Raw genomic sequence first — 23,499 nt, 5'->3', positions numbered from 1 at the left:
GAACCGGTACCCACTTCGCTTGAAAACGCTATAATCTCAGGAGTTGACGACCATGCAGCGAACCAAAGCCCCTTTCCGCGCCGACGAGGTCGGCAGCCTGTTGCGGCCGCCGCGCATCAAGGAAGCGCGCGCCAAACTGGAGAAGGGCGAGATCACCGCCGAGGACCTGCGCAAGGCGGAGAATCTGGAGATCGAGAAGGTCGTACACAAGCAGGCCTCGATCGGCCTGAAGCTTGCGACCGACGGCGAGTTCCGCCGCTCGTGGTGGCATTTCGATTTTCTCAGCCATCTCACCGGCTGCGAGCTTTTCCATCCCGACACGGGGATTCAGTTCGCGGGCGTTGAGACCCGGCACGACGCCATTCGCGTGATCGGCAAGATCGACTTTCCCCACAATCATCCGATGCTGGATCACTTCCGCTTTCTGAAGAAGCAGTGCGACACGGCGCATGTCACGGCGAAGATGACGATCCCGTCGCCGGCAGTGCTGCATTTCCGCGGCGGCCGCAAGGCGATCTCGAAGGAGGTGTATCCCGATCTCGATGCGTTCTACCAGGATCTCGGCAAGACCTACCGCAAGGCGGTGAAGGCGTTCTACGACGCCGGCTGCCGCTATCTGCAGTTCGACGACACCGTGTGGGCCTATCTGTGCTCGCAGGAAGAACTGCAAAAGGCCCGCGAGCGCGGCGACAATCCCGATGGCCTGCAGGAAATCTACGCCCGCATCATCAACTACGCGATCGCCGAGCGGCCGGCCGACATGGTGATCACGACCCATGTTTGCCGCGGAAATTTCCGTTCTACCTGGATTTCTTCCGGCGGCTACGAGCCGGTGGCGGAGACCATGCTGAGCGGCACCAATTACGACGGCTATTTCCTCGAATATGATTCCGACCGTGCCGGCGGCTTCGAGCCGTTGCGCTATCTGCCGAAGGGCAACAAGATCGTCGTGGTCGGCGTCATCACCTCGAAGTTCGGCGAACTCGAGAAGAAGGACGACATCAAGCGGCGGCTGGAGGAGGCAGCGAAATTCGCGCCGCTCAATCAGCTCGCGTTGTCGCCGCAATGCGGCTTTGCCTCGACCGAGGAGGGCAACATCCTCTCCGAGGAAGAGCAGTGGGCCAAACTGAAGCTCGCGGTCGACGTCGCCAACGAGGTGTGGGGGAAGTAGGCGCTTCTCCGTCGTTGCCGTCCGAAGGACGGCGTCGCTTCCGCTCGCCCATGCCCGGCAATCCATCTTCTTTGAAGATTGATGGATGCCCGGATCAAGTCCGGGCGTGACGAGTGTGTTCGTGGCGGCATCGTACTTCCAAGGGGTTCGAACGAAGGGCGAAACGGGGATCCAGCGATTGTCAATCCTTGCGCAGGCCCTTGCCCAGCGCCTCAAACATGATCGTCTTCAGCGCCAGTTGGATACGACCGCCCTGCGTCGGGGCCTGCACCATGCAGATAACGAGCATGTCGTCCTGGGGATCGACAAAATAGAAGCTGCCGCCCGCGCCGTCCCAGCGGTATTCACCCAACGGCCATGTCGTGTTCGGCGGCGGTGAGGTGCGCACGGCAAAGCCAAGACCGAAGCCGCTGGTCGGACCCGGAAAATAGAAGGGGTCATGAATGATCCCGGTCTCCGGCCCGATCTGATCCGACGTCATCAGTGCGACCGTCTCGGACTTGAGGTACCGCTTGCCGTCCAGCTTGCCTCCGTTCAGCAGCATTTGCAGGAAGCGGGCGTAGTCCCCGATCGTCGAGACCAGGCCCGCGCCGCCGGATTCCCAGCGCCGCGGCAATGTCGGATCCTTGATTCCGGCCACCCGAAAGCGATCGACAGGAAATGACCTGGCGATGCGCGGCCACTTCGCTTTATCCGCGACATAATACGCGGTATCGGACATGCCGAGCGGATCGAACAGTCTCTGCTTTTCGAATTGAAACAGCGACTGCCCCGAGGCCACCTCGACGACACGGCCGAGTACGTCGGTTGAATGGCTGTAATTCCAACGCGTTGCGGGCTGATCGGCGAGCGGCAGTGTCGCGATCCGGTCGGCGAATTCGGCGTTGTCGAAATCGCCGGCGTACAGTTGGGGATTGGCATAGAGTTTCGTCACCGCGCTTTCGCCGAAGAAGCCGTAAGTGATACCCGACGTGTGCCGCAGCAGATCCCTGATCGTGATCGGGCGCTTCAACGGCTCGAGCTTGAGCGGATATTGTCCTGCTTCATCGGAAAGATCGACGCCGACTTTTGCATCCGCAAAGGAATGAATGTATTTCGATACGGGATCATCGAGGGCCAGCTTGCCGTCGTCGACCAGCATCATCGCGGCGACCGAGGTGACGGCCTTCGACATCGAATAGATCTGGAAAATCGCGTCCGGCGTCATCGGCTGCCCGGTCTCGGGATCCCGCACGCCGAAACATTCGAAATAGACCGGCTTGCCGTGCTGCTGGATCAGCAAAATCGCGCCGGGAATCTTGCCTGTCGCGACTTCGTTGCGAACGTAATCGCCAATACGATCAAGGGCCGCGCGTGAGAAAGTTGGCGCGAGCGGCGCTTGGGACGGCGGCTCCTGGGATCCGGCTCGCACCTCGTGCGGCCAGCCGCCGATAAACAAAATCGCAAGCGCCGCCGCAACAAGGCGACGCCCCGCCAAAACGTCAGTTCTCCAACGATTCATGGACGATCTGCTCGAGGGTCCGCTGGACACGCTGGCGTTCCGAAGGCGTCTGCTCAAGCAGCACGAACATGTCCTGCTTGGGGTCGATCACCATATCGCAGCCGCCGGCGCGTCCCTGACAAAAAAGCTTCGCTGAACTTCAGGGTAGTGCGCCGGGTAATGACGTCAAATAGTTTATTCACTGGATTCCCGCCGCAATTGCCAGTCGGCCTGGGCCCTTGGCAACTTCCGCTTTGACACAGCCAGGGTCAAAACCGGTCCTGACGAGCCTGAAACGGGACTTCCGAAATAGCCCAGAACGCAGACATTGCCGGCGTCAGTCGGCATGTCTCAAACGTGCCAGGAGCGGAAGTCATTCGCCTTCATTCGATGACCTTGTCAACCCGAGCCAAGACGCTGTCCGGAAAGGTTAGCGCGTGCTGTCGGATACCCAGTCACCAACATCAGGAACACGTCGTCGCCGCACTGGTGGGCTTGGCTCAAGCCAGAGAACCGCTGTCTGGTCCCGGCGAACAGCTTGGCGGAATACGCGCCCGACGAACCCCGACACCAAAAAGAAGGACGTCGTGTGGTTCGCCCTGAATGAGGATCGTCCGCCGTTCGCATTCGCTGGCATGACCGAATTCAGGGGAGACAGAGGTACCAAGTCGAAACCCATTCCTGCCCCGCATCTGGTCTATGGTTTCCTGACAACTGCACCGAATGCCATCGTCGAACCGACCCACCCCAAAGCCATGCCGGCGATCCTGACGGGCGAGGAGGAGCGTGACGTCTGGATGCGCGCGCCATGGGATGAGGCGCGGGTACTACAGAGGCCGCTGCCCGGTGTTTGCTCTAAGCCTTGCTCTACTTTGCGGCCTCCCGATCGGCCCGTCCTGGTAACGAGGTCAAGAACTGCAGCGCGGCGTTGCGCGTGTCGGGAGAGTTCAGGATCCCGAGATGGGCGGTGAAGAGGACCGTGTCGAATAGACCCTGGCCGACAAGGTCGATCGTCCCGGCGCCGGCGAGGCCGGCGCTGGCGGTGAAATCATGCGGTTTGCCGTCGCGATCCTCGGCGGGAACGCCGGGGAGGGCGCCGTCCTGCAGGCTGTTGTAGACGAAGTCCGGTGTTCCTGGCTTGTTGCGGATTACCAGGTAACGAGTGGGACCCGGCGTCTCGCCCGCGGCGTTCAGTACTGTGAGCAACTGGGTGTGGTCGGAACCGTACTCGTCGCATACCGCGCTGTTCGGCGTGAAGCCGCCGCCGCTCGCCAGCTGGTAGAAGTTGACCGGGCTGGGCGAGCAGTCAATGATGCCATGATTGGGTCCGTCGATGGCGACGAGCGCCCGCACCGTGCGATAGGCGTTGTCCTGCAGCATCCATTCCCGGGCCACGGTGACGCCGAGACTGTGGGCGACGATGTCGACGCGCTTGGCGCCAGTGAAGTCGAGGACCGCCTGCACGAATTCGCGCAGGATCGGCACAGCCGCGGCAGTAGTGTGCGAGACGCCTGAGCGATGGGTATTGTCCTGCACCAGATCGCACTGATCGCCTTGATAACCCAGCCCCCAGAGCTCGCTCGGGCGGTAGCCGTGATCGAGGAAGAATTGCGCGAAGGCGTGGATGCGGCCAAAGGGGTTGCAGGCGGTCGCGAACGGGGTGTCGTTGTTGCCGTGGAGGAAGATCACTGGGACGCGCTCGATGCGGCCGATATGGGAGCCAAAGCCAATCACCGGCTGGCCGAGATAGAAGTTGCGGATCACCGGGAAGCCGTCGGGAAACTTCGTGCCGATCTCGGCGGCGCTCGCCAATGCTCCGGCGCCAAATTGTAACAGAACCGCGATGATGGCCCCAATGCGAAGGTGTTTGGTGGTCATAGCCCCTCCAGCCTAGGTAACTATTCGCCGAACGTAGCGAACTCGAAGAATTTTGCGTCACGAGCAGCGGAATGCCAGCTCCGATAAACATCCGCTGACTACTCATGTTTACCTGAAACAAAAACAGATTCTATCAATGGTTGTAGTGAAGCAGGATCGTGTCGAATTGTCTAGCTTATTTTGCCATGGCGAAAGCTCGATCCCGGCGGCGTGTCTTCTCCTACTTTGGATGTGCGTGGTGGATCGGGCCGCGAGTTGCTGCCCGCTCTGTTAGGATGGGATCGCCAAGCCGCGCGCCCGCGATGATCCATGCAAACTCAGAAGTCCGGGCTCGCAAGCGCCAAGTCAGCTTTGCCCCCAGGAACCGACATGGTCGACCGGGCTCGAATCGGTCTTGCAGCGCGTTGACGGCTGCGCCCACGGTGTTCATCATGTTTGGCGGCGCGGTCGCCTGCTACGTAGTGAGCTAACCCCGTGGAGTGGTAGCCATGATGAAGAACCTCGTGGACGGACTTGTTCTGGCGGCTTTGATGATCATGGGCTTGCTTGCCTTCGCCCAGAAACATGAAGGGTGCTTGCACGGGCACTCGATCAATACCCTTAAGCCCTGCGGCTCAGTCAGCTCTTCAATGTAGCGCTGGCCGCGCCCTACCAAGTTCGATCTTAGGATCAACCTCCGCATCGCAAAAGCGTTAGGGATCGAGCTGCCTCCGACAGTCCTCGCCCGCGCCGACGAGGTGATCGAATGAGTTCCGTTGTTAGCACCTTTGAGACATGACAACCGTCAGTATGTCTGGTTTATCGACGTAGACCGGAAGTAAGCGGCGCAGGGTCAAAGTGAAGCGTTGACCCAAAGCGGGCTTGGACACTTTGACGCTAATGCCTGCTTCGACGTCTCAGTTGAGTCGGCAGGCCGCTCCAGTCTTTCGAATCTAACGCATACGAGCCGTCCCCGGTCCTGGATTACGCCAACTCATCGCCCGCCGACCGCCTCCCGTTGGAACCTCCCGGATGCGCGACCGTTGTAGCCCTCAGAGGCCTCATGCGATGGACATGGTCACGCGTACGATCGGCCCGGACGCCGCCCCGGCGGGCCGGGTTTCTCCAGTGAACTCGCACAATGAGTGGGATCCGCTGGAGGAAGTAATCGTCGGAAGGCTCGAGGGCGCGGTCATCCCGTCCGACCATCCGGTTGTCACCTGCAACGTTCCGGGCATGGCTGCGCGGGCCCAGTCGCTGCTCTCAGGCTTCCGTTATCCAAAGATCATGATCGAACCGGCGCAGCGCGAGCTTGATGGCTTTGTTGCGCTGTTACAGTCGCTGGGCATCGTGGTGACGCGGCCGGAACCGGTTGATCACAAGAAACGCTTCAGCACGCCGGAATGGTCTTCGCACGGGTTCTGCAATAGCTGCCCGCGCGACAGCATGCTCGTGATCGGCGACGAGATCATCGAAACGCCGATGGTTTGGCCGTGTCGCTACTTTGAGACGCACTCCTATCGTCCGATCCTGAAGGATTATTTCCGACGCGGCGCGCGCTGGACTGCCGCGCCCAGGCCGCAACTGACGAACGAGCTGTTCGATGCAGAGTTTCGCGTCCCCGAAAAAGGCGAGCCGATCTCGTATATCCTGACTGAATTCGAACCGGTCTTCGACGCCGCCGATTTCTTTCGCTGCGGGCGCGACCTGTTCGTGATCCGCAGCAACGTAACCAATGCGTCCGGTATTGAATGGCTGCGTCGCCATCTTGGGGACGGTTATCGCATTCATGAGATCGAGAGCCGTTGTCCCAATCCGATGCACATCGATACCACTATATTGCCGCTTGGGCCCGGCAAGATTCTGATCAATCCCGAATACATAGACGTCGACCGTCTCCCGGCCATCTTGAAAAAATGGGACATCCTTGTGGCCCCGGAGCCGGACCCGATCACTGATCGTATGCTCAAGATCACGTCGCTATGCGGGAAATGGCTCAACATGAACGTGCTGACAGTGGACGAGAAGCGCGTCATCGTTGATCCCCATCATACAGTAACAATGCGTGCGATGGAGAAATGGGGATTCGAACCGATTCCATGCGAGTTCCTGCATTACGCCGCATTTGGCGGCGCCTTCCACTGCGCCACGCTCGACATCCGGCGGCGCGGCACGTTGGAGAGCTATTTTTAAGCGCCGACCCTCCGCGAGATCCACATCGCGCCGCACGGACTATGAGGTGATTTTTAGTCCGATGATGCCCGAGAGAATGAGGCCGATACAGGCAAGCCGAAACAACGTCGTGGGCTCATTGAAAAGATAGATACCGAGCGCCGCGGTGCCGACGGTGCCAATGCCCGTCCACACCGCATAGGCCGTACCGACCGGCAGCGACCTAAGGGCTAGGCCCAGGAATCCAATACTGGCCACCATGGCTGCGACTGTGCCGATCACGGGTAACAGGCGCGAGAATCCTTCCGTGTATTTGAGGCCGATCGCCCAGGCGACCTCGCACAGGCCAGCAACGAGCAGGAAGAGCCAAGCCATGGGAGATCCTCCTCAAAATGTTTGCTCAAAATGTTTGCTCATCTCAGTTCATCTCTGCCGTTCTTGCACATCGCGGTCAGGGGGTCTGTAGCCTACTTCGCAGTGCACTGGGAGACCCACGGAATGGCACTTTCGGACCTGGCGCGATGTCCAACCTGAGTCCGTAATGCGCACCAAGGCGGATATCCGCCAACGTCTTTGAACTTACCGCGTACCGCGCGCGATGCGTCGGCCACTTCAAGCTCGGCGCGATAAGCCAGCGCGTCACCCTTGATAGCGAAGGCTGCCTTGTGCTGAAGTCAGGCTACCGGCCGGCCTATCGCCTCGCGCCCGACAGGGAAGCAGGTTACGCATCGTCGAGCTGGAGGGCTTCGTCGTCGAATTTCGCGGCGGGATGACCGTCGATAAACTGATCTTTCATCAACCGAACGGCGCCTTCGCCGCGCAGCGCATGGGGGAGTAGGGCCGCCTCACTTCTCCGCCAGATAAACCTCGCCGAGCAGCGACGAGTTCGACCACGGCACCTGTTTGCTCTTCGTCGTCGCGACAACTTCGGCGCGCACCCGTGTCAGCATTTGCTGCACCTCGAGCCCGGGCGTGCCGATATGGCGCGATAGCGCCGCCGAGAACGGGCTGTTGGCGCCTTCGCCGTCGAGTGCGACCTGTCCCGGCGCGGTCGCGAACGCGATCAGCGTGCCGGCGCCGAGCGTCGAACCGGCGCCGAGCGACGTTGGTGCTGCCAATCCCGATCCGGCTTCGATGCCGCGGTTGGCGCCGGCGGACGCAATTTGCGGCGCCATCGGATTGTTGCGGCAGGCATCCAGGATCAAGATGTTGGTGCGGAGCTGATCGTCGAGGCCGGCCATGATGGTGTCCATGTCGACCATGGCGTCAGTCATGCGGCTACCCGCCTGAAACTGAAGGTCGACCGGCACCAGATAATTGCGGCCATCGATCTGCACGCCATGGCCGGCGTAATAGACCACGGCGACCTGCGAACGCGCCGCCTGCAGCAAAAAATCGCGGATGGTCTTCTGCATCGCGCTGCGGTCGAGGTCGATGCCTTCCGAGACGGCAAAGCCGATATCGCGCAAGCTCTTGGCGACCGAATGCGCGTCGTTGGGCGGATTGGGCAGCGCCCTGACATGCGTATAGGCGCCGTTGCCGATCACCAGCGCGACACGCCGGCCGGTCGGTGATGGGGAAGTCGGGCTTGATGCGCCGGTCGGTGCCGGCGTCGAGTCCGTGGTCCGCGGAGGGGTCGCCGCAGCTTCCTGCAGCAACGACAGGCGTACCTTCGCCATGGCCCGATTGGCCTTGCTTCCGGCGTCGGAGGCAATGCCTTCGAGCGTTGCGGCGTAATCCTGCCTGGCGTGGTCGTCGTCGCCCTTGGCCTCATAGGCGAGGCCGCGCTCGCTAAAGGCCGATATCAGCACGCTGGCGGGGGGTGTCATCACGTTGACGGGCGCGCGGGCCTTCGCCAGTCGGATCGCCTCGGTGCTATCAGCGATGGCGTGGTCGAGGTCGCCCTTGGCGCGCCAGATCACCGCGCGGTTGATCAAGGGCGAGGGCAATGCCGGATTGCGACGGATCGCTTCGTTGATGTCGGCCAGCGCGCCGTCGAGATCGCCGAGCGCCTGTTTCGACGCGCCGCGGTTTTGCCAGGAATAGGCTTCCTTCGGATTGATCGCGGCATCGTAATCGGCGATCGCTTTTGCGTAGTCGCCCTTGGAGCGATAGGCGTTGCCGCGGTTGTGATAGACGATGCCGCCCTGCGGTCCCATCCGCAGCGCGTCGTTGAAGTCCGCTATCGCGATGTCGTATTCGCCCTTGTCGTAATAAGCGGAGCCGCGCAGATTGTAGGAGGGGATATTGGGCTGTAGCCGGATCGCTTCGGTCGCGTCCGCGATCACCTGCGCGTAATTGCCCTTCTTGTTCCAGCCCACCGCGCGCCAGAAATAGATCGTCGCCAGCTTCTCGCCGGAAAACACCTTCAGCGCGATGATCTTGTTGCAGGCCGCGATCTGCGCATCGGCCGGGGTGCCTTCGCTGGTGCAGAGCGGCCCGAGCTGAGCGTTGGATTGGGCGAAAGCGGGCGCCGCCCACAGCGCGGCGGTGAGCAAGGTCAACATCAGGATCGGTCGGCGCATCAAACAGACCTCGGTAGGTAGGTTGAGCCGTCATTGCGAGGAGCGTAAGCGACAAAGCAATCCATACTTTCTTTTCGTCGCGCGATGGATTGCTTCGCGGAGTTTATCGTCGGGCGGCGCTTCGCGCCGACCCGGTGGCTCGCAATGACGGAAAGGGGCATCCCCGGTTTTGTTGCGTGTGGACGAGCACGGGTTCATTTCCCCCGTTGGGCAGATGATGGTAGGACAGCCCTGGCAACCGCCGCTGCCCACCCGCGCTTCCCAAACCCCGGCCCGATGAAAAACGACCAGATACTGAGCCAGATCTCCGAATTCTGCCGCCAGGCCGACATGGCGGAGACGACGTTTGGCCGCCGCGCCGTCAACGACGGCAAGCTGGTGCATCGCTTGCGCGAGGGCAAGCGCATCACCATCGACACGCTGGACCGGATCCAGGCCTATATCGCGGCGTCCACGCCAGGCGGGCTGCCGCCGCCGCGCGGTCTCCAGGTGCCGCCGGAGAAGCGCGATCCACGGGGCAATTTCCGCTTTTTCGAGAACCGCCAGAAATACCTGCTGTTCGTCCATACCTGCAGCGAAAAGCGGGTGATCGCCGAACGGGTGGCGCTGGAACTCTCCAGCCTTCACCCCCGGCCGCCAGCGCTGCGGGTGTTCGATGCCGGCGTCGGCGACGGCACGGTGCTGGCGCGGGTGATGCGCTCCATGCATGGCCGCTTTCCCCATATGCCGTTCTATATCGCCGGCAAGGAGCTCAGCCTCGAGGACGTCCGGCTCACGCTCGACAAGGTGCCGGACCGGCTGTTCGAGCATCCGGCGACCGTCTTTGTGCTGACCAATATGTATTATGCCGAGGCGCCCTGGCTGACCCCGGCTTCGCCTGCGGCCGCGGCGGGCATGATCTGGCACGAAGTCGGGCTCCGGGGAGCGTCTTCCGGCGATTTCGAGACCCAGATCGCGGAACTCGGCCCATTTCTTGAGCAGAACTGGCGCGCCAATGTCAGCCCGCGCTCGGGCATGCCGATCTATGAACGCCCGGTGGCGCTGGTTCTGTACCGGGAGGATCACCGGTTCCTGCTTGATTCGATCATCCCCCGGGCGGGCCGTTCCGAGGCCAATTTCGATCTTGTGATCGCTTCCCAGCCCTACCGGGCCAAATCCTCTGTGAATTTCCGTGCCAAGCGCATTATTGCACCGCTCGCGCGGGCGTTGCGGGCCGGGGGCCGTTTGATTGGAATTCACTCCCACGGGCAGGATCCGGGCCTCGAAATCATCCAGGCGGTCTGGCCCGGAGAAAATCCTTTCTCTGTGAGCCGTCATGAGCTATTGCGCGCGGTGAAATACGAGCTCGGATCGGCCGGGCGCGACCTTAACTTTAATGCCTATGCCGATAACCGTTCCATCTTCCGTTATGATATGGAAGCGCTGCCCAACGAGGTCACCGGCTCGATCGGAACCTCGACAGCCTTTGCAGCGTGGAATGCGGCAGTGTATGTCGCCCAGATCGAAGACGACCGGTTGACGGAAATGACAGAAAGCAGCGGGACCCTCGATGCCACCAGAGAGGTTCTGCGCAAGCATAACGGGCTTTGGTTTTACGACGAATCCTACGTCATTTCGCGTCGTCGCGACTGACATTCCGGGATAGTTCACAAAGAGAGCCGCCGACGTCGGGCGGAAACAAGGGGTTTTGTCGATGCGCGCGTCTTATCTGTTCACCTCAGAGTCGGTCTCCGAAGGCCATCCGGACAAGGTCTGCGACCGCATTTCCGACGAGATCGTCGACCTGTTTTTCCGCGAAGGTCCGAAGGCGGGGATTGATCCCTGGGCGATCCGTGCGGCTTGCGAAACGCTTGCCACCACCAACAAGGTGGTGATCGCCGGCGAAACCCGCGGTCCCAAATCCGTCACCAACGACCAGATCGAAAGCGTGGTGCGCGCGGCGATCAAGGACATCGGCTACGAGCAGGAAGGTTTTCACTGGAACACCTGCGATATCGAGATCCTGCTGCATCCCCAATCCGCCGATATCGCGCAAGGCGTGGACGCGCTGCAGCCCGGCACCAACAGGGAAGAAGGCGCAGGCGATCAGGGCATCATGTTCGGTTACGCCACCAACGAGACGCCGGATATGATGCCGGCGCCGATCTTCTATGCCCACAAGATTTTGCGGCTGATCTCGGAAGCACGTCACTCCGGCATGGAGAAGGTGCTGGGCCCGGACTCCAAGAGCCAGGTCACGGTGCAATATGAAAACGGCAAGCCGGTCGGCGTGCGCGAGATCGTGGTCTCGCATCAGCATCTGATCGAAGACATGACCTCGGAGCAGGTCCGCGAACGCGTCGAACCCTATGTGCGCGAGGCGCTGCCCAAGGACTGGATCAACGGCAAGACCATCTGGCACGTCAACCCCACCGGCAAATTCTTCATCGGCGGTCCCGACGGCGACGCAGGCCTTACCGGCCGCAAGATCATCGTCGACACCTATGGCGGCGCGGCTCCCCACGGCGGCGGCGCGTTCTCCGGCAAGGATCCGACCAAGGTCGACCGTTCGGCCGCCTATGCCGCGCGCTATGTCGCCAAGAACGTCGTTGCCGCCGGTCTCGCCGACCGCTGCACGCTGCAGCTCGCCTACGCCATCGGCGTGGCGCGGCCGCTGTCGATCTATATCGACACCCACGGCACCGGAAAGGTGCCGGAGGAAAAGCTCGAGAAAATTGTGGCCGAGGCGATGGACCTCACCCCACGCGGCATCCGCAAGCATCTCGACCTCAACCGGCCGATCTATGCGCGAACCTCGTCCTACGGACATTTCGGCCGCACGCCGGATAATGAGGGCGGCTTCTCGTGGGAAAAGACCGATCTCGCCGAGACGCTGAAGCGCGCCGTCTGACTTTCTCCGTAATTGTCTTGCGTATTCCGGAAAGCACCAGCGCTTTTCGGAATATGCTTTTTCTAAGGGATCAACCACATGACCGCCGTCGCCAAGAAGCCCGCCTTCACCGACTACATCGTCAAGGACATGTCGCTCGCCGACTTCGGCCGCAAGGAAATCTCGCTGGCCGAGACCGAGATGCCCGGCCTGATGGCGACGCGCGAGGAATATGGCCCGAAGCAGCCCCTGAAGGGCGCGCGCATCGCTGGCTCGCTGCACATGACGATCCAGACCGCGGTCCTGATCGAGACGCTCGCAGCACTCGGCGCCGACATCCGCTGGGTCTCCTGCAACATCTATTCGACGCAGGACCACGCGGCAGCGGCGATCGCCGCCGCCGGCATTCCGGTGTTCGCGGTCAAGGGCGAAACGCTCACTGAATATTGGGACTACACCGCAAAGCTGTTCGACTGGCACGGCGGCGGCACGCCCAACATGATCCTCGACGACGGTGGCGACGCCACCATGCTGGTGCATCACGGCCTGCGCGCCGAGCAGGGCGACGTGAAATTCCTCGACAAGCCGGGCTCCGAAGAAGAGGAAGTCTTCTTCGCGCTGATCAAGAAGCTGCTGAAGGAAAAGCCGAAGGGCTGGTTCGCCGAGATCGCGAAAAACATCAAGGGTGTCTCCGAAGAGACCACCACCGGCGTGCATCGGCTCTATCAGATGGAAAAGGAAGGCAAGCTGTTGTTCCCGGCGATCAACGTCAACGACAGCGTGACCAAATCGAAATTCGACAATCTCTATGGCTGCCGTGAATCGCTGGTCGACGGCATTCGCCGCGGCACCGACGTGATGATGTCGGGCAAGGTGGCGATGGTCGCGGGTTTTGGCGATGTCGGCAAGGGCTCGGCGGCGTCGCTGCGCCAGGCCGGTTGCCGCGTCATGGTCTCCGAAGTCGATCCGATCTGCGCGCTGCAGGCGGCGATGGAAGGCTATGAAGTCGTGACCATGGAAGATGCGGCACCTCGTGCCGACATCTTCGTCACCGCCACCGGCAACAAGGACATCATCACCATCGAGCACATGCGCGCGATGAAGGATCGTGCCATCGTCTGCAACATCGGCCACTTCGACAACGAGATCCAGATCGCGGGTCTGCGCAACCTGAAATGGACCAACGTCAAGCCGCAGGTCGACGAGATCGAATTCCCCGACAAGCACCGCATTATCCTGTTGTCGGAGGGCCGCCTCGTGAACCTCGGCAACGCCATGGGCCATCCGTCCTTCGTGATGTCGGCGTCGTTCACCAACCAGACGCTGGCGCAGATCGAACTCTGGGCCAACAACAAGAACGGCCAATACGCGAAGAAGGTCTACGTGCTGCCGAAGTCGCTGGACGAGAAGGTGGCGCGGCTGCATCTCGCCAAGATCGGCGTCAAGCTGACCGAGCTGCGCAAGGACCAGGCCGACTATATCGGCGTCAAGCCGGAAGGCCCGTTCAAGTCGGATCACTACCGCTATTGATTGTTGAAATCGTCATTCCGGGGCGCGCGCGAGCGCGAACCCGGAATCTCGTACGACGACCTCTGGATTCCGGGTTCGCGAGTTTCACTCGCGCCCCGGAATGACGGTGGTAGATATCATAGGCCCCGGAGTAATCCGGGGCCTTTCATTTGTTGCTTTTCGCCGGCTTGCTGCCTAACTGGTCGTGACAGGGCACCCGAGAGGCCCGTCCCGGGAAGACCGCGATGGCAAACGAACACTTCGACGTCCTGATCGTCGGCGCCGGCCTTTCCGGCATCGGCGCGGGCTATCATTTGCAGGAAAAGTGCCCCGGCAAGAGCTACGCCATCCTCGAGGGCCGCGATTGCATCGGCGGCACCTGGGATCTGTTCCGCTATCCCGGCATCCGTTCCGACTCGGACATGTTCACGCTCGGCTATTCGTTCAAGCCGTGGACCGAGGCGAAGGCGATCGCGGACGGGCCGCGGATCCTGAACTACGTCCGCGAGACCGCATCCGACAACGGCATCGACAAGAAGATCCGCTTCAACCATCGCGTCAAACGCGCGTCGTGGTCGTCGCAGGATGCACGCTGGACGGTGGAGGCTGAACGTCAGGTCGGCGAGGGCGGTACCGAGATCGTGCGCTTCACCTGCAATTTCCTGTTCATGTGCTCGGGCTACTACAAATACGAGGAAGGCTATACGCCGGAGTTTGCCGGCACCGCGGATTTTGCCGGCCGCATCGTGCATCCGCAGAAATGGCCAGAGGAACTCGACTATGCCGGCAAGCGCGTGGTCGTGATCGGCTCGGGCGCCACCGCGGTGACGCTGGTGCCGGAGATGGCCAAGCGTGCGGCCCATGTCACCATGCTGCAGCGTTCGCCGACCTATGTGGTGGCGCGGCCGGCGGAGGATGTGCTCGCCAACAAACTGCGGCGCAATCTGTCCGCCAAACTCGCCTATCATCTGATCCGCTGGCGCAACGTGCTGTTCGGCATGTATTTCTTCCAGCTCTCCAGGCGCAAACCCGAGCGCGTCAAGCAGTTGATCCTGGGCGGCGTCAAAATGGCGCTCGGGCCGGACTACGACATCGCCACGCATTTTACGCCGCGTTACAATCCCTGGGATCAGCGGCTGTGCCTGGTGCCCGATGGCGACCTGTTCAGGTCGATCAAGGACAAGCGCGCCTCCGTCGTCACCAACGAGATCGACACCTTCACGAAAAACGGCATCAGGCTGAAGGACGGCAGCGAACTCGAGGCCGACATCATCGTGACCGCTACTGGCCTTGTGCTGCAGGTTGTTGGCGGGCTCGAGGTGAGCGTCGACGGCCGCCAGGTCGATTTTGCGAAAACGCTGAACTACAAGGGCATGATGTATTCGGACGTACCGAACATGGCCTCGGCGTTCGGCTACACCAACGCGTCATGGACGCTGAAATGCGACCTCACCTGCGAGTATGTCTGCCGCCTGATCAACTACATGGACCGGCACGGCTACCGGCAATGCGTGCCGCATAATCTCGATCCCACGATCTCGGAACTGCCGTCGCTGGATTTCTCGTCCGGCTATGTGCAGCGTTCGATCGCGAAGTTGCCGAAGCAAGGCTCGAAACGGCCGTGGCGGCTCTACCAGAATTACGCGCTCGACATCGTCACGCTGCGCTACGGCAAGGTCGATGACGGTGTGATGCAGTATTCATGACGGGCAGGGCGCGTCAGCGCCGCTGACCGCGTTCAGGGCTCTTCGTGCACGGCCTGGATGAGATTGTTGCGAAGCGTCACGGCGCCCTTTTGCATCTTTGAATCTTCCGGCGTCAGGCCGGAGGCCTGGGCGACGGGCTCGATCGGCAGCCTTGCAATCACACGATGATGTGAAGTCTCGCACCCATATATATCACATCCGATTAAATCGGAAGGGTTGACATCCGGAAGCCGGCCTGGCCAATAACAATCGCATGTGAATAAATCGCATGCGATTGGATTGAACCACTCTGTCCGCCCATCGTTATCGGGCAGGCAATCGCAGCGGGGGCAACATATTTCCAATCCGGTCATCAAACCAGGGAGCTTCAAATGCAGCCGATCACCACGTCCGAACAAATTGATCATCAGCGCCGCCGCTTTTTTGGCATCGCGGCCAGCTCCATCGCCGCGGCCCAGTTCATCATGACGGGTTCGGCGGCCGCGCAATCCAGCACCGGAAAACCGGCTGGCGCGGCCGCGATCAAGCCGGGCACGAACACATCGTTCACCGCACTGAAGCAGATCGATGCCGGCCTCCTGAATGTCGGTTACGCCGAGGCCGGCCCCGCCGATGGTCCCGCCGTCATTCTTCTGCACGGCTGGCCCTACGACATTTACAGTTTTGTCGACGTCGCGCCGCTGCTGGCGTCGGCGGGTTACCACGTGATCGTCCCCTATCTGCGCGGCTATGGCACCACGCGCTTTCTTTCCGGCGGTACCTTCCGCAATGGCCAGCCGTCGGCGATCGCGGTCGATGCCATCGCCTTGATGGACGCGCTCAAGATCGAGAAAGCCATCGTCGCGGGCTTCGATTGGGGAGCGCGCACGGCCGACATCATGGCGGCGCTCTGGCCGGAACGCTGCAAAGCGCTTGTCTCGGTGAGCGGCTATTTGATCGGCAGCCAGGAAGCCGGCAAGATGCCGCTGCCGCCAAAAGCCGAGCTGCAGTGGTGGTACCAGTTCTATTTCGCCACCGAACGCGGCCGCGCCGGCTACGAAAAATACCGGCACGATTTTGCGAAACTCATCTGGCAGATCGCCTCGCCGAAATGGGCCTTCGATGACGCCACCTTCGATCGCAGCGCGGCTGCCCTCGACAATCCCGATCACGTCGGCATCACGATCCATAATTATCGCTGGCGGCAGGGTCTTGCCGAAGGCGAGACCAAATATGCCGATCTGGAAAAGCGGCTTGCGGCTGCGCCTGTCATCGCGGTGCCAACCATTACCCTTGAAGGCGATGCCAATGGTGCGCCACATCCGGAGCCCGCTTCCTATGCCAAACAATTCACCGGCAAATATGCGCACCGGCTCATCAGCGGCGGTATCGGGCACAATCTGCCCCAGGAAGCCCCGCAGGCTTTTGCGCAGGCCGTGATCGACGTCGCCGGTTATTGACCGCACCATTGCGGGTGCTTGAACGGCCGGTGCGGCGGCCGTTCGGCGCCTGCGTCCGATGGTCCTATGCGTTGTTTCGCGTATTCGTGGCTCCTTTCGAATCGGCGAAGGTAGTCGGAAGGTTAACGGCGGATTAACCGGCGCCGCCTACGCTGCAGGGCTTGAGGTTGTGAGGCTTGAGGCTGCTGACAGCACGAGGAAGCCCATGGACGCCCAGCGAATTGCCGTCGACGCCGTGGTCGCGTTGACCGATTGCGACCGCGAGGCGGTCGTTGCCTTCATCCGCAGGCTCTATCTTGCCGGCGTCAAAGACCCCAAGCGCCTGACCTTCAAGGGCCTGCAGGCAATGGCGCGGAACTGAGCGGCCGCTCGCTCGCTGCTCGCTGCTCGCCGGATTTCCTGATTCAGTTTTCAAACAGCCACGGTTGTCGTCGCCCGGCTTGCCGCCTTCGCTAAAGCTTCGGCGGGAAGGTGGAATCAGCGCCGTTCGTCTGTGCGCCGGTCGATCGCTCACGGGCTCCAAGAGGAGTCGCCCGGCCATCACCATGGCGCGCCGACTCCGCCGCGTCCATCGCATCTCGCCCTACGTTCGTGACGATCGCGAAACGCTCCTCGCTCGGGCGGGAATGGGGCGAGTCCGACGGGTTAAGCGAAATATCTTTTGAAACAGGGCTGGACAGCTTTTTGTGATTTGCCCGTCGGGCCACGTTCGCCCATCTGCCGGTGGGCCCATACTCCACGATAAGGTTTTCAACGCGCGTTGGTGTCGGATAGGGTGCGCGCGATCAAGAGAGGAATGACATGAGCTTTTCCGGAATTTTTGCGCGAATAGTCGCGATCATCGGCGCTGCCGCGCTGCTGTGGCGCCGGCTGCAGGGCGCAGCGCCTGAGCCGGCCTGGGGCAGCGCGCCGGTGGTGCCGGCGGCGAAACCGCAGGGCGCGATCCCGACGCTCAAGATGCCGACGGCGAGGGGGTGGAGCGACGGGCAGAAGCCGGTGGCGGCGCCGGGGCTCAAGGTCAATGCGTTTGCGACTGGCCTGAAACATCCGCGCTGGATCAATGTGCTGCCCAATGGCGACGTCCTCATTGCCGAGTCCAATCAGGTCGCCGGACCGATCCGGAGCGTGTTCAGCTACGCGATGCAGGCGACGATGCGACGTGCCTCCGCGCTCGGCGAAAGCGCGAACCGCATCACCCTGTTGCGCGACCCTGACGGTGACGGCGTTGCCGAGCAGCGCGGGATTTTCATGGAGGGATTGAGCCAGCCGTTCGGCATGGCGCTCGTGGGCGACACCTTCTATGTCGGCAACACCGACGGCGTGGTGGCCTTCCCATATGCTGCGGGCGCCGACCGCATCACTGCGCCGGGGAAGAAACTCACCACCTTCAAGCCTTCCGGGCACTGGACGAGGAGCCTGCTGCCGAGCCCCGATGGCAAGAAGCTCTATGCCGGGGTCGGCTCGCTCAGCAACATCGCCGAGAGCGGCATGGCGGTCGAGGAAGGCCGGGCCGCGATCTACGAGCTCGATCTCGCCGATGGCAGCAGCCGCATCTTTGCCGGCGGGCTGCGCAACCCGGTGGGACTGGCATGGGAGCCTCAAACCGGCGTGCTCTGGACGGTGGTCAACGAGCGCGACGGCCTCGGCGACGAGACACCGCCGGACTATCTGACCTCGGTCCGATCAGGCGGTTTTTACGGCTGGCCCTATTGCTACTGGGGCCAGACGGTGGACGATCGCGTGCCGCAGGATCCGGCCGCGGTCGCCAAGGCCATCACGCCGGACTACGCGCTCGGCGGGCACACCGCCTCGCTCGGCCTGTGCTGGATGCCGGCCGGCACGCTTCCGGGCTTTCCCGACGGCATGGCGATCGGGCAGCACGGCTCCTGGAACCGCAGCACGCTGAGCGGCTACAAGGTCGTGTTCGTGCCGTTCGTGAACGGCCGCCCGGCAGGTCCGCCGCGGGATATTCTGTCGGGGTTTCTCGCACCGGACGAGCGGGAGTCCTATGGACGACCGGTCGGGGTAACACTCGGTCCCGACGGCTCCCTCCTGGTCGCGGACGATGTCGGCGATGTGATTTGGCGCGTCACGGGCGAAGCGCAGGGCTGAACGCGTAGCGGCCTAGGCCGGAGAATGCAGGCGTGTCGGCGGTTTCCGCCAACGCATTACGACTCCGCCTTGGCAGCAGTGGCAGAACTCCACAGCGAACCAGGATTGGCACGATCGGGATAAAGCTCCAGCATCTTGTCATAGAACTCCCGGACAGTCTTCGTCGCGTCATTCAACCGAATGAAGTCGCGGATGTACTGGCGCGTTTGTTCCACAGTTTGCGGATTGTCGTCGTTGCTGGGAATCTTGTGTCCCGCAACAACCGCTGACGGTTTCAGAGCGTCGATTTTGTCGAGCGCGGCAATCCATTGCAGCCGGGTTTGTCGGTTCGATTCGTTAAGAAATGGATGAATGCCGTTATAGACGGCATCGCCGGCGACGACCAATCCGATGGATGGAACGTGAAGACACGTCGTGTCGTCAGTGTCCGTATGCCCAACTCTTGCAACGACCAGTTTGCTTCCTTCCAAATCAATCTCATCGCCGTCCAGCGGATCCGCGATGGAAATCACGTCTGAAATTTGATTTGGGAACAGCTTGCGCCATCGGCCATTCAATTGCGCCGGTGTGATCTGAAGCTTCATCTTGGCGACGACCTCAGGCGTCGCCAGTGCTTTCACGTCCGGGAACCGGTCCTGCAAGACCTTTATCCCAAAAAAGTGATCGCCATGCGCATGCGTGACATAAATCGCCTTCAGCCTCTTTCCGCTCGCAACGATCGCGTCGGCCAAACCCCTGGACTGGTCCACCGTAAGGAAACTGTCGACGAGAACCGCGTCCCGTTCTCCGTAGATCAGCGTCGCCGAATTGGCGACCCACATCAGGGACTCCTTACCGGGCGGCAGATCACGGTTAAGGCCGGGACGAGTGGCAGTAAATACCTTGTACCTCAACGCAGGCGTCTTGCGATCCGAACTTGCCGTTGCTGCGCGCGAATCATGGGAAGCATGGCCAGAGACGCCAGTTTCATCACATCGCGACGCTTCATGCCAACCTCGTTTTAAATGATGAGTATCATTTAACATCGTGCACGTCTTGCTTGGCGTCAAGACAACGGATTGTGAGGTGGAAGCGTGAAATGCGGGCAGATGTGACCGCCGCCCGCTACGGACGTACTCTGAAGAACCGAGGCCTTTCAGCCCAAGGTGTGGTAGCAAAGGCATAACCCACCCATTTATCGTCGATGAATGGCGGATTACGCTACGCCCTACGCTAATTGCGCCCTGCGCGCTTAAGCTGGATGGACTTTGGGGGCGAGGTCGTTGATGAAAATACTGGCCGGTGCCGCACTCCTCGGCATCGCGCACAGGGCTGGCGCTCAAAAAGCGAAATCATTCACGATCGCTTACCTCGCCTTGCTTCCGGGCGAGGATCGCAACTTCGTGCCAAATTTTTTGCGCCGTCTCGATCAGCTTGGTTATGTCGACGGACAGAACCTGCACTTTGTCTATGGCTCCGCGGAAGGCCGGCCGGAACTCTTGTCAGATCTTGCATCCGACCTCGTTCGGATGAAGCCCGATGTGCTTGTCACCGGTTTTGGGACGGTCGCGGCCAAGGAGGGCAAGGCAGCCGGAGACGGCATCCCGGTTGTATTCATGGCGGTCGGCGATCCCGTCGGCGCGGGGGTCGTTGCAAGCCTCGCGCGGTCCGGCGGCAACGTCACCGGATTGTCGGACCTGGCGGCTGGCTTGCAGGGCGGCCGGCTTCAGCTGTTGCGCGAGATCGCCCCCGCCGCCTCGCTGTTTGCCGCGGTCTTGAATCCGGGCACGCCGTACGCGGCCCTCGCTTACAAGGAGCTCGAGTCCGCAGCGCATCTAGCGAAGGTCGAACTCCGGGCCTTTGAGGTGCGCTCGCCCGAGGAGATCACACCACAGCTCGAGGCCAGCATGGTCGCGGGAGCCGGCGGCCTTGTGATCTTCGAGGACCCCCTCACGCTAAGTCAGCGAAGCGAGATTACCGCGGTCGCCTCCCGCCTGCGTTTGCCTGCTGTCTACGGTTATCGCGAATTCGCGGAGGCGGGCGGTCTTATGTCCTACGGCACCGACCATGGCGCGCAATGGCGGCGCGGCGCGGAGATTGTCGACCTCATTCTCAAAGGCGCGAAGCCGGCCGACATCCCGGTCGAGCAGCCGACAAAGTTTGAGCTTGTCGTCAATCTCAAGACAGCCAAGGCCTCGAACTTCACGGTGCCGCCAACGATCATGATCCGCGCCGACGAGGTTATCGAATGAGCGCTGCTAGTTCCGAAATTGGAATCCAGCAGAGTTTCGCACTACTACGCGAATGGAGCCCTCACGAAAAACGGGCTATCCTGCCGTCTTTGGCGATATGACGGCCAGCGGCGCCGCACTGGCGTTTTTGATGTCTTGAGCGTATAGTTTCACGACACTTGACGGTGACGCGGATGTCCATTTTCTCAGTCAGACTAGGTCTCGCATTCGTATTGGTGGCGCTCTGTCTGGGCGGGCGAACCGCTCACGCTCAGGCCGCCCCGGTGACATATTGGCTCCCAGGCTGGCCGATCGGCTTCGGTGGCGATCCGAGCGTCGACCCGGGCGCGAACACTTACGGCAATTTTCCGAGCTTTGACGGCAGCGGCGCCCGAGGCGGCCGCTTTTCCTATATGCGCTACAATTTTCCGAACGGCTGGTTCGTCGGCGGCGAAGGCGGCGGCACCGGCTTGAGCATGAACGGCATCAGCCAGTACGGAACGTTCGGCCGCTCGCTTTATTACGAAGGCGTGCAGTTCGGCTACAACTTCCAAAACGTGGCCGGGTCGCCCCTCACGGTCTATGCCGGTTTCGACACCTTGAAATACAATTCCGGCATCGGTGGCCCTTTCGCCCCCTTCGACTCCACGTCCACCACGCTGCCCGGCTATAGCGCGCATGCAGGCGTCGAATTCCAGCCGGCGTCGAATGTCAGCCTGTCACTCGGGTTCGGCTACACCCAACAGTCGGGACACCTCGACAGCGACATCAATTCGCTGGCGCTGCCTGGCGCTACTCCGTTTGTCTTTGGCGGTCGCCGCTAACGCGCGCTGAAATTGAATGAGCGTCGGTGGTGATTTGCATATCGGCTCTGGGTCTCGCAAACGGCAATGACGGATCGAAGGAAACCGATCCGCTTTTCATCTGGAAAATGATCTGGCCCCGGCTTGGTCGGCAGCTCTGCAAAGGGGGGAGCCGTCGTTCCCCAATCCAATGTTTCAGCCGTGATACGCAAACAGCTCGATTGGGTCGTTGAAGCCGCGCACCGGATATTCGCCGACGCGTTCGAGATCGAAATCGCTTTCGACGAAGTCGGCGAACGCGCGGGACAGCAGCACCGTTCTGCCCAATTGTTTGGTGAGGGTTTCGAGACGCGAGGCCATGTTGACCGCCGGACCGATGACGGTGAAGTCGAGCCGGGTGCGCGACCCGATATTGCCGTACATGACGTCTCCGACATGGACGCCGATGCCGTAATTCAGCGGCGCACGACCGGTTTCGCCGTTCTTTTCGTTCAGGGCAACCATGGCCTGACGGGCTTCGGCCACGGCATGCAGCAGGTTTGCGCAGGCCTTTGGCTGGCTGAGCGGAAAAATGGCGAGCAGGCCGTCGCCGATGAATTTCAGGATTTCCCCGCCATGTCGCGCAATCGGCTCCGACATCGCGTCGAAATAGCCGTTCAAGAGATCAATGACATCATCGCGAGGCCAGTTGTCGGAGATCCGGGTGAAATCACGTAAGTCGCAGATCATGATGGCGGCGCGTACCGTCGTCCCGCTTCCGCGCCTGGTGGCGCCGGCCAGAATGAGCTCGCCGGCATGCGACCCGACATAGGTTTCGAGCAGCGTTCGCGCCAGCCGGTTCTTGACACGGATTTCGCTGACCAGCGCCAGAGCCGGCAACAGTTTCAACAGGCCGGCGATATGCGCGTCGTCGAAACCTCCGGGCCGGTCGGTTGCAAAGGTCACGATATGCCGCTTGCCGAGCGTATGGTACAGCGGCCACGCCACATAGTCGGTCAGGCCTCTCGCCCGCATCTCGTCATAGACGGCGTGCTTGCGGCCCAGCGAGGGATCGCGTTCGAGATTCTCGCGCACCTCTGTGGCACCGTCATGGATTTCGTTGGCGGGACTGTCGATGTATTCGGACCGCTCCCTGACATCGTGGTCAAATCTCGCAAGCTCGGCCTCGCGCATCCCATCGGCCCACATGATTCGGGCGCCAAGCCACTGCGGATGGTGGATCAGGATATGAAGCGACGCCCGCTTGATGGGAATGCCCGATCGCTGGAGCCGGACGCACAGTTCAGCGAAAATATTGTCGATGAAGCGCTCATCGCGCGTGCCGTTTGTCAGCCAGTGCACAACGTCTCTGTCAGAATGTGCGGTGACGGGATCGATGTTTCGCGGCGGGTCCATATCGTGCTCCTGGGCAGTGACCTCGATCGACGGTTTGGGATATGTCGTGTCTCCGCCCGGCGGCGTCAACGGAGTCCGCCGCAATCTGCTTGAGCGCATCGGGTTGTCAAAAGGCGGCTTTTGACCCGAAGCGATCCCTCTTTGTGATCTTGTTTCGATGCGGACCAGACTTTTGGTTGAGTCTCCGGAAAGACACACCTGATGGATTTTCTCGGCGGGCGCCTGAGACATAATGCTGCATGATTTACTCG

The 23,499-nt window shown here is 61.4% G+C and carries 18 protein-coding genes and 2 pseudogenes; 13 read left to right on the top strand and 7 right to left on the bottom strand.

Going from position 1 to position 23,499, the window contains the following annotated elements:
* Positions 1 to 52: 52 nt before the first annotated feature.
* The gene (locus NL528_RS31475) at positions 53 to 1,171 is read left to right on the top strand and encodes a cobalamin-independent methionine synthase II family protein (protein WP_309178266.1); all 1,119 of its coding nucleotides are present in this window, start codon (positions 53 to 55) and stop codon (positions 1,169 to 1,171) included.
* Between the two features lie 181 nt (positions 1,172 to 1,352).
* Here the strand turns inward: NL528_RS31475 and NL528_RS31470 are convergent, their stop codons facing one another.
* Positions 1,353 to 2,672: a serine hydrolase domain-containing protein gene (locus tag NL528_RS31470; RefSeq protein WP_309178265.1), complete on the bottom strand. Its 1,320-nt coding sequence runs from the start codon at positions 2,670 to 2,672 to the stop codon at positions 1,353 to 1,355.
* Positions 2,653 to 2,781, bottom strand: a pseudogene (locus NL528_RS31465) (serine hydrolase); the annotation flags it as partial. The pseudogene NL528_RS31465 and the gene NL528_RS31470, both read right to left, overlap by 20 nt.
* A gap of 306 nt (positions 2,782 to 3,087) precedes the next feature.
* On the opposite strand from NL528_RS31465, the pseudogene NL528_RS31460 reads away from it, so the two are divergent.
* Positions 3,088 to 3,622 (top strand): annotated as a pseudogene (locus tag NL528_RS31460) (SOS response-associated peptidase family protein); the annotation flags it as partial.
* Here the strand turns inward: NL528_RS31460 and NL528_RS31455 are convergent.
* Positions 3,519 to 4,529, bottom strand: coding sequence for a hypothetical protein (locus NL528_RS31455; protein ID WP_309178264.1), 1,011 nt, complete (start codon positions 4,527 to 4,529; stop codon positions 3,519 to 3,521). The pseudogene NL528_RS31460 and the gene NL528_RS31455 sit on opposite strands and share 104 nt — an antisense overlap.
* A 488-nt stretch (positions 4,530 to 5,017) precedes the next feature.
* Here NL528_RS31455 and NL528_RS31450 point away from each other — a divergent pair, with 488 nt between their 5' ends.
* Positions 5,018 to 5,164, top strand: a complete 147-nt coding sequence (locus NL528_RS31450; RefSeq protein ID WP_309178263.1) for a hypothetical protein — start codon at positions 5,018 to 5,020, stop codon at positions 5,162 to 5,164.
* Between the two features lie 412 nt (positions 5,165 to 5,576).
* A complete protein-coding gene (locus tag NL528_RS31440; protein ID WP_309178262.1) occupies positions 5,577 to 6,701 on the top strand; it encodes an amidinotransferase in 1,125 nt (374 codons plus the stop codon).
* Positions 6,702 to 6,740: 39 nt separating this feature from the next.
* Here NL528_RS31440 and sugE read toward each other — a convergent pair whose 3' ends face one another.
* Both sugE and NL528_RS31430 read right to left on the bottom strand, forming a co-directional pair.
* Positions 6,741 to 7,055 carry a quaternary ammonium compound efflux SMR transporter SugE gene (gene sugE, locus NL528_RS31435; protein ID WP_309178261.1) on the bottom strand — a complete coding sequence of 105 codons (315 nt, stop codon included), beginning with the start codon at positions 7,053 to 7,055 and terminating at the stop codon, positions 6,741 to 6,743.
* Positions 7,056 to 7,525: 470 nt separating this feature from the next.
* A complete protein-coding gene (locus NL528_RS31430; RefSeq protein ID WP_309178259.1) occupies positions 7,526 to 9,205 on the bottom strand; it encodes a caspase family protein in 1,680 nt (559 codons plus the stop codon).
* A gap of 276 nt (positions 9,206 to 9,481) precedes the next feature.
* Between NL528_RS31430 and NL528_RS31425 the strand changes: the two genes are divergently transcribed.
* From NL528_RS31425 to NL528_RS31395, 7 genes are all read left to right on the top strand, one after another.
* Positions 9,482 to 10,837, top strand: coding sequence for a hypothetical protein (locus tag NL528_RS31425; protein ID WP_309185092.1), 1,356 nt, complete (start codon positions 9,482 to 9,484; stop codon positions 10,835 to 10,837).
* Between the two features lie 61 nt (positions 10,838 to 10,898).
* Complete coding sequence (metK, locus tag NL528_RS31420; RefSeq protein WP_309178258.1) at positions 10,899 to 12,095, top strand: methionine adenosyltransferase; 1,197 nt, start codon at positions 10,899 to 10,901, stop codon at positions 12,093 to 12,095.
* 78 nt (positions 12,096 to 12,173) lie between these two features.
* Positions 12,174 to 13,604 carry an adenosylhomocysteinase gene (ahcY, locus tag NL528_RS31415; protein WP_309178256.1) on the top strand — a complete coding sequence of 477 codons (1,431 nt, stop codon included), beginning with the start codon at positions 12,174 to 12,176 and terminating at the stop codon, positions 13,602 to 13,604.
* A 224-nt stretch (positions 13,605 to 13,828) separates the two neighbouring features.
* Positions 13,829 to 15,289: an NAD(P)/FAD-dependent oxidoreductase gene (locus NL528_RS31410; protein WP_309178254.1), complete on the top strand. Its 1,461-nt coding sequence runs from the start codon at positions 13,829 to 13,831 to the stop codon at positions 15,287 to 15,289.
* A 371-nt stretch (positions 15,290 to 15,660) separates the two neighbouring features.
* The gene (locus NL528_RS31405) at positions 15,661 to 16,728 is read left to right on the top strand and encodes an alpha/beta hydrolase (protein ID WP_309178253.1); all 1,068 of its coding nucleotides are present in this window, start codon (positions 15,661 to 15,663) and stop codon (positions 16,726 to 16,728) included.
* A 205-nt stretch (positions 16,729 to 16,933) separates the two neighbouring features.
* Positions 16,934 to 17,089 carry a hypothetical protein gene (locus tag NL528_RS31400; RefSeq protein ID WP_171985732.1) on the top strand — a complete coding sequence of 52 codons (156 nt, stop codon included), beginning with the start codon at positions 16,934 to 16,936 and terminating at the stop codon, positions 17,087 to 17,089.
* A 440-nt stretch (positions 17,090 to 17,529) separates the two neighbouring features.
* A complete protein-coding gene (locus tag NL528_RS31395) occupies positions 17,530 to 18,840 on the top strand; it encodes a sorbosone dehydrogenase family protein (RefSeq protein ID WP_309178252.1) in 1,311 nt (436 codons plus the stop codon).
* Positions 18,841 to 18,896: 56 nt separating this feature from the next.
* Here the strand turns inward: NL528_RS31395 and NL528_RS31390 are convergent, their stop codons facing one another.
* Positions 18,897 to 19,661: an MBL fold metallo-hydrolase gene (locus tag NL528_RS31390; protein WP_309178251.1), complete on the bottom strand. Its 765-nt coding sequence runs from the start codon at positions 19,659 to 19,661 to the stop codon at positions 18,897 to 18,899.
* A gap of 444 nt (positions 19,662 to 20,105) precedes the next feature.
* Between NL528_RS31390 and NL528_RS31385 the strand changes: the two genes are divergently transcribed.
* Both NL528_RS31385 and NL528_RS31380 read left to right on the top strand, forming a co-directional pair.
* Positions 20,106 to 21,071 (top strand): ABC transporter substrate-binding protein, encoded by a 966-nt coding sequence (locus NL528_RS31385; protein ID WP_309178250.1) that lies wholly within the window; start codon positions 20,106 to 20,108, stop codon positions 21,069 to 21,071.
* Positions 21,072 to 21,334: 263 nt separating this feature from the next.
* Entirely contained in the window at positions 21,335 to 21,874 is a 540-nt protein-coding gene (locus NL528_RS31380; RefSeq protein WP_309178249.1) for a hypothetical protein, read from the top strand.
* Between the two features lie 174 nt (positions 21,875 to 22,048).
* On the opposite strand, the gene NL528_RS31375 is transcribed toward NL528_RS31380, so the two are convergent.
* Positions 22,049 to 23,248 (bottom strand): adenylate/guanylate cyclase domain-containing protein, encoded by a 1,200-nt coding sequence (locus tag NL528_RS31375; RefSeq protein WP_309178248.1) that lies wholly within the window; start codon positions 23,246 to 23,248, stop codon positions 22,049 to 22,051.
* Between the last annotated feature and the right edge of the window lie 251 nt (positions 23,249 to 23,499).

The sequence above is a fragment of the Bradyrhizobium sp. Ash2021 genome (assembly GCF_031202265.1).
GTDB lineage: Bacteria > Pseudomonadota > Alphaproteobacteria > Rhizobiales > Xanthobacteraceae > Bradyrhizobium.
This window is presented reverse-complemented; position numbering and strand designations above follow the sequence as displayed.

Excerpts from the sequence above, each read along its gene's own strand:
- NL528_RS31475 (WP_309178266.1), top strand. The coding sequence starts at position 53 with ATGCAGCGAACCAAAGCCCCTTTCCGCGCCGACGAGGTCGGCAGCCTG.
- NL528_RS31470 (WP_309178265.1), bottom strand. The coding sequence starts at position 2,672 with ATGAATCGTTGGAGAACTGACGTTTTGGCGGGGCGTCGCCTTGTTGCG.
- NL528_RS31455 (WP_309178264.1), bottom strand. The coding sequence starts at position 4,529 with ATGACCACCAAACACCTTCGCATTGGGGCCATCATCGCGGTTCTGTTA.
- NL528_RS31450 (WP_309178263.1), top strand. The coding sequence starts at position 5,018 with ATGATGAAGAACCTCGTGGACGGACTTGTTCTGGCGGCTTTGATGATC.
- NL528_RS31440 (WP_309178262.1), top strand. The coding sequence starts at position 5,577 with ATGGACATGGTCACGCGTACGATCGGCCCGGACGCCGCCCCGGCGGGC.
- sugE (WP_309178261.1), bottom strand. The coding sequence starts at position 7,055 with ATGGCTTGGCTCTTCCTGCTCGTTGCTGGCCTGTGCGAGGTCGCCTGG.
- NL528_RS31430 (WP_309178259.1), bottom strand. The coding sequence starts at position 9,205 with ATGCGCCGACCGATCCTGATGTTGACCTTGCTCACCGCCGCGCTGTGG.
- NL528_RS31425 (WP_309185092.1), top strand. The coding sequence starts at position 9,482 with ATGAAAAACGACCAGATACTGAGCCAGATCTCCGAATTCTGCCGCCAG.
- metK (WP_309178258.1), top strand. The coding sequence starts at position 10,899 with ATGCGCGCGTCTTATCTGTTCACCTCAGAGTCGGTCTCCGAAGGCCAT.
- ahcY (WP_309178256.1), top strand. The coding sequence starts at position 12,174 with ATGACCGCCGTCGCCAAGAAGCCCGCCTTCACCGACTACATCGTCAAG.
- NL528_RS31410 (WP_309178254.1), top strand. The coding sequence starts at position 13,829 with ATGGCAAACGAACACTTCGACGTCCTGATCGTCGGCGCCGGCCTTTCC.
- NL528_RS31405 (WP_309178253.1), top strand. The coding sequence starts at position 15,661 with ATGCAGCCGATCACCACGTCCGAACAAATTGATCATCAGCGCCGCCGC.
- NL528_RS31400 (WP_171985732.1), top strand. The coding sequence starts at position 16,934 with ATGGACGCCCAGCGAATTGCCGTCGACGCCGTGGTCGCGTTGACCGAT.
- NL528_RS31395 (WP_309178252.1), top strand. The coding sequence starts at position 17,530 with ATGAGCTTTTCCGGAATTTTTGCGCGAATAGTCGCGATCATCGGCGCT.
- NL528_RS31390 (WP_309178251.1), bottom strand. The coding sequence starts at position 19,661 with ATGTGGGTCGCCAATTCGGCGACGCTGATCTACGGAGAACGGGACGCG.
- NL528_RS31385 (WP_309178250.1), top strand. The coding sequence starts at position 20,106 with ATGAAAATACTGGCCGGTGCCGCACTCCTCGGCATCGCGCACAGGGCT.
- NL528_RS31375 (WP_309178248.1), bottom strand. The coding sequence starts at position 23,248 with ATGGACCCGCCGCGAAACATCGATCCCGTCACCGCACATTCTGACAGA.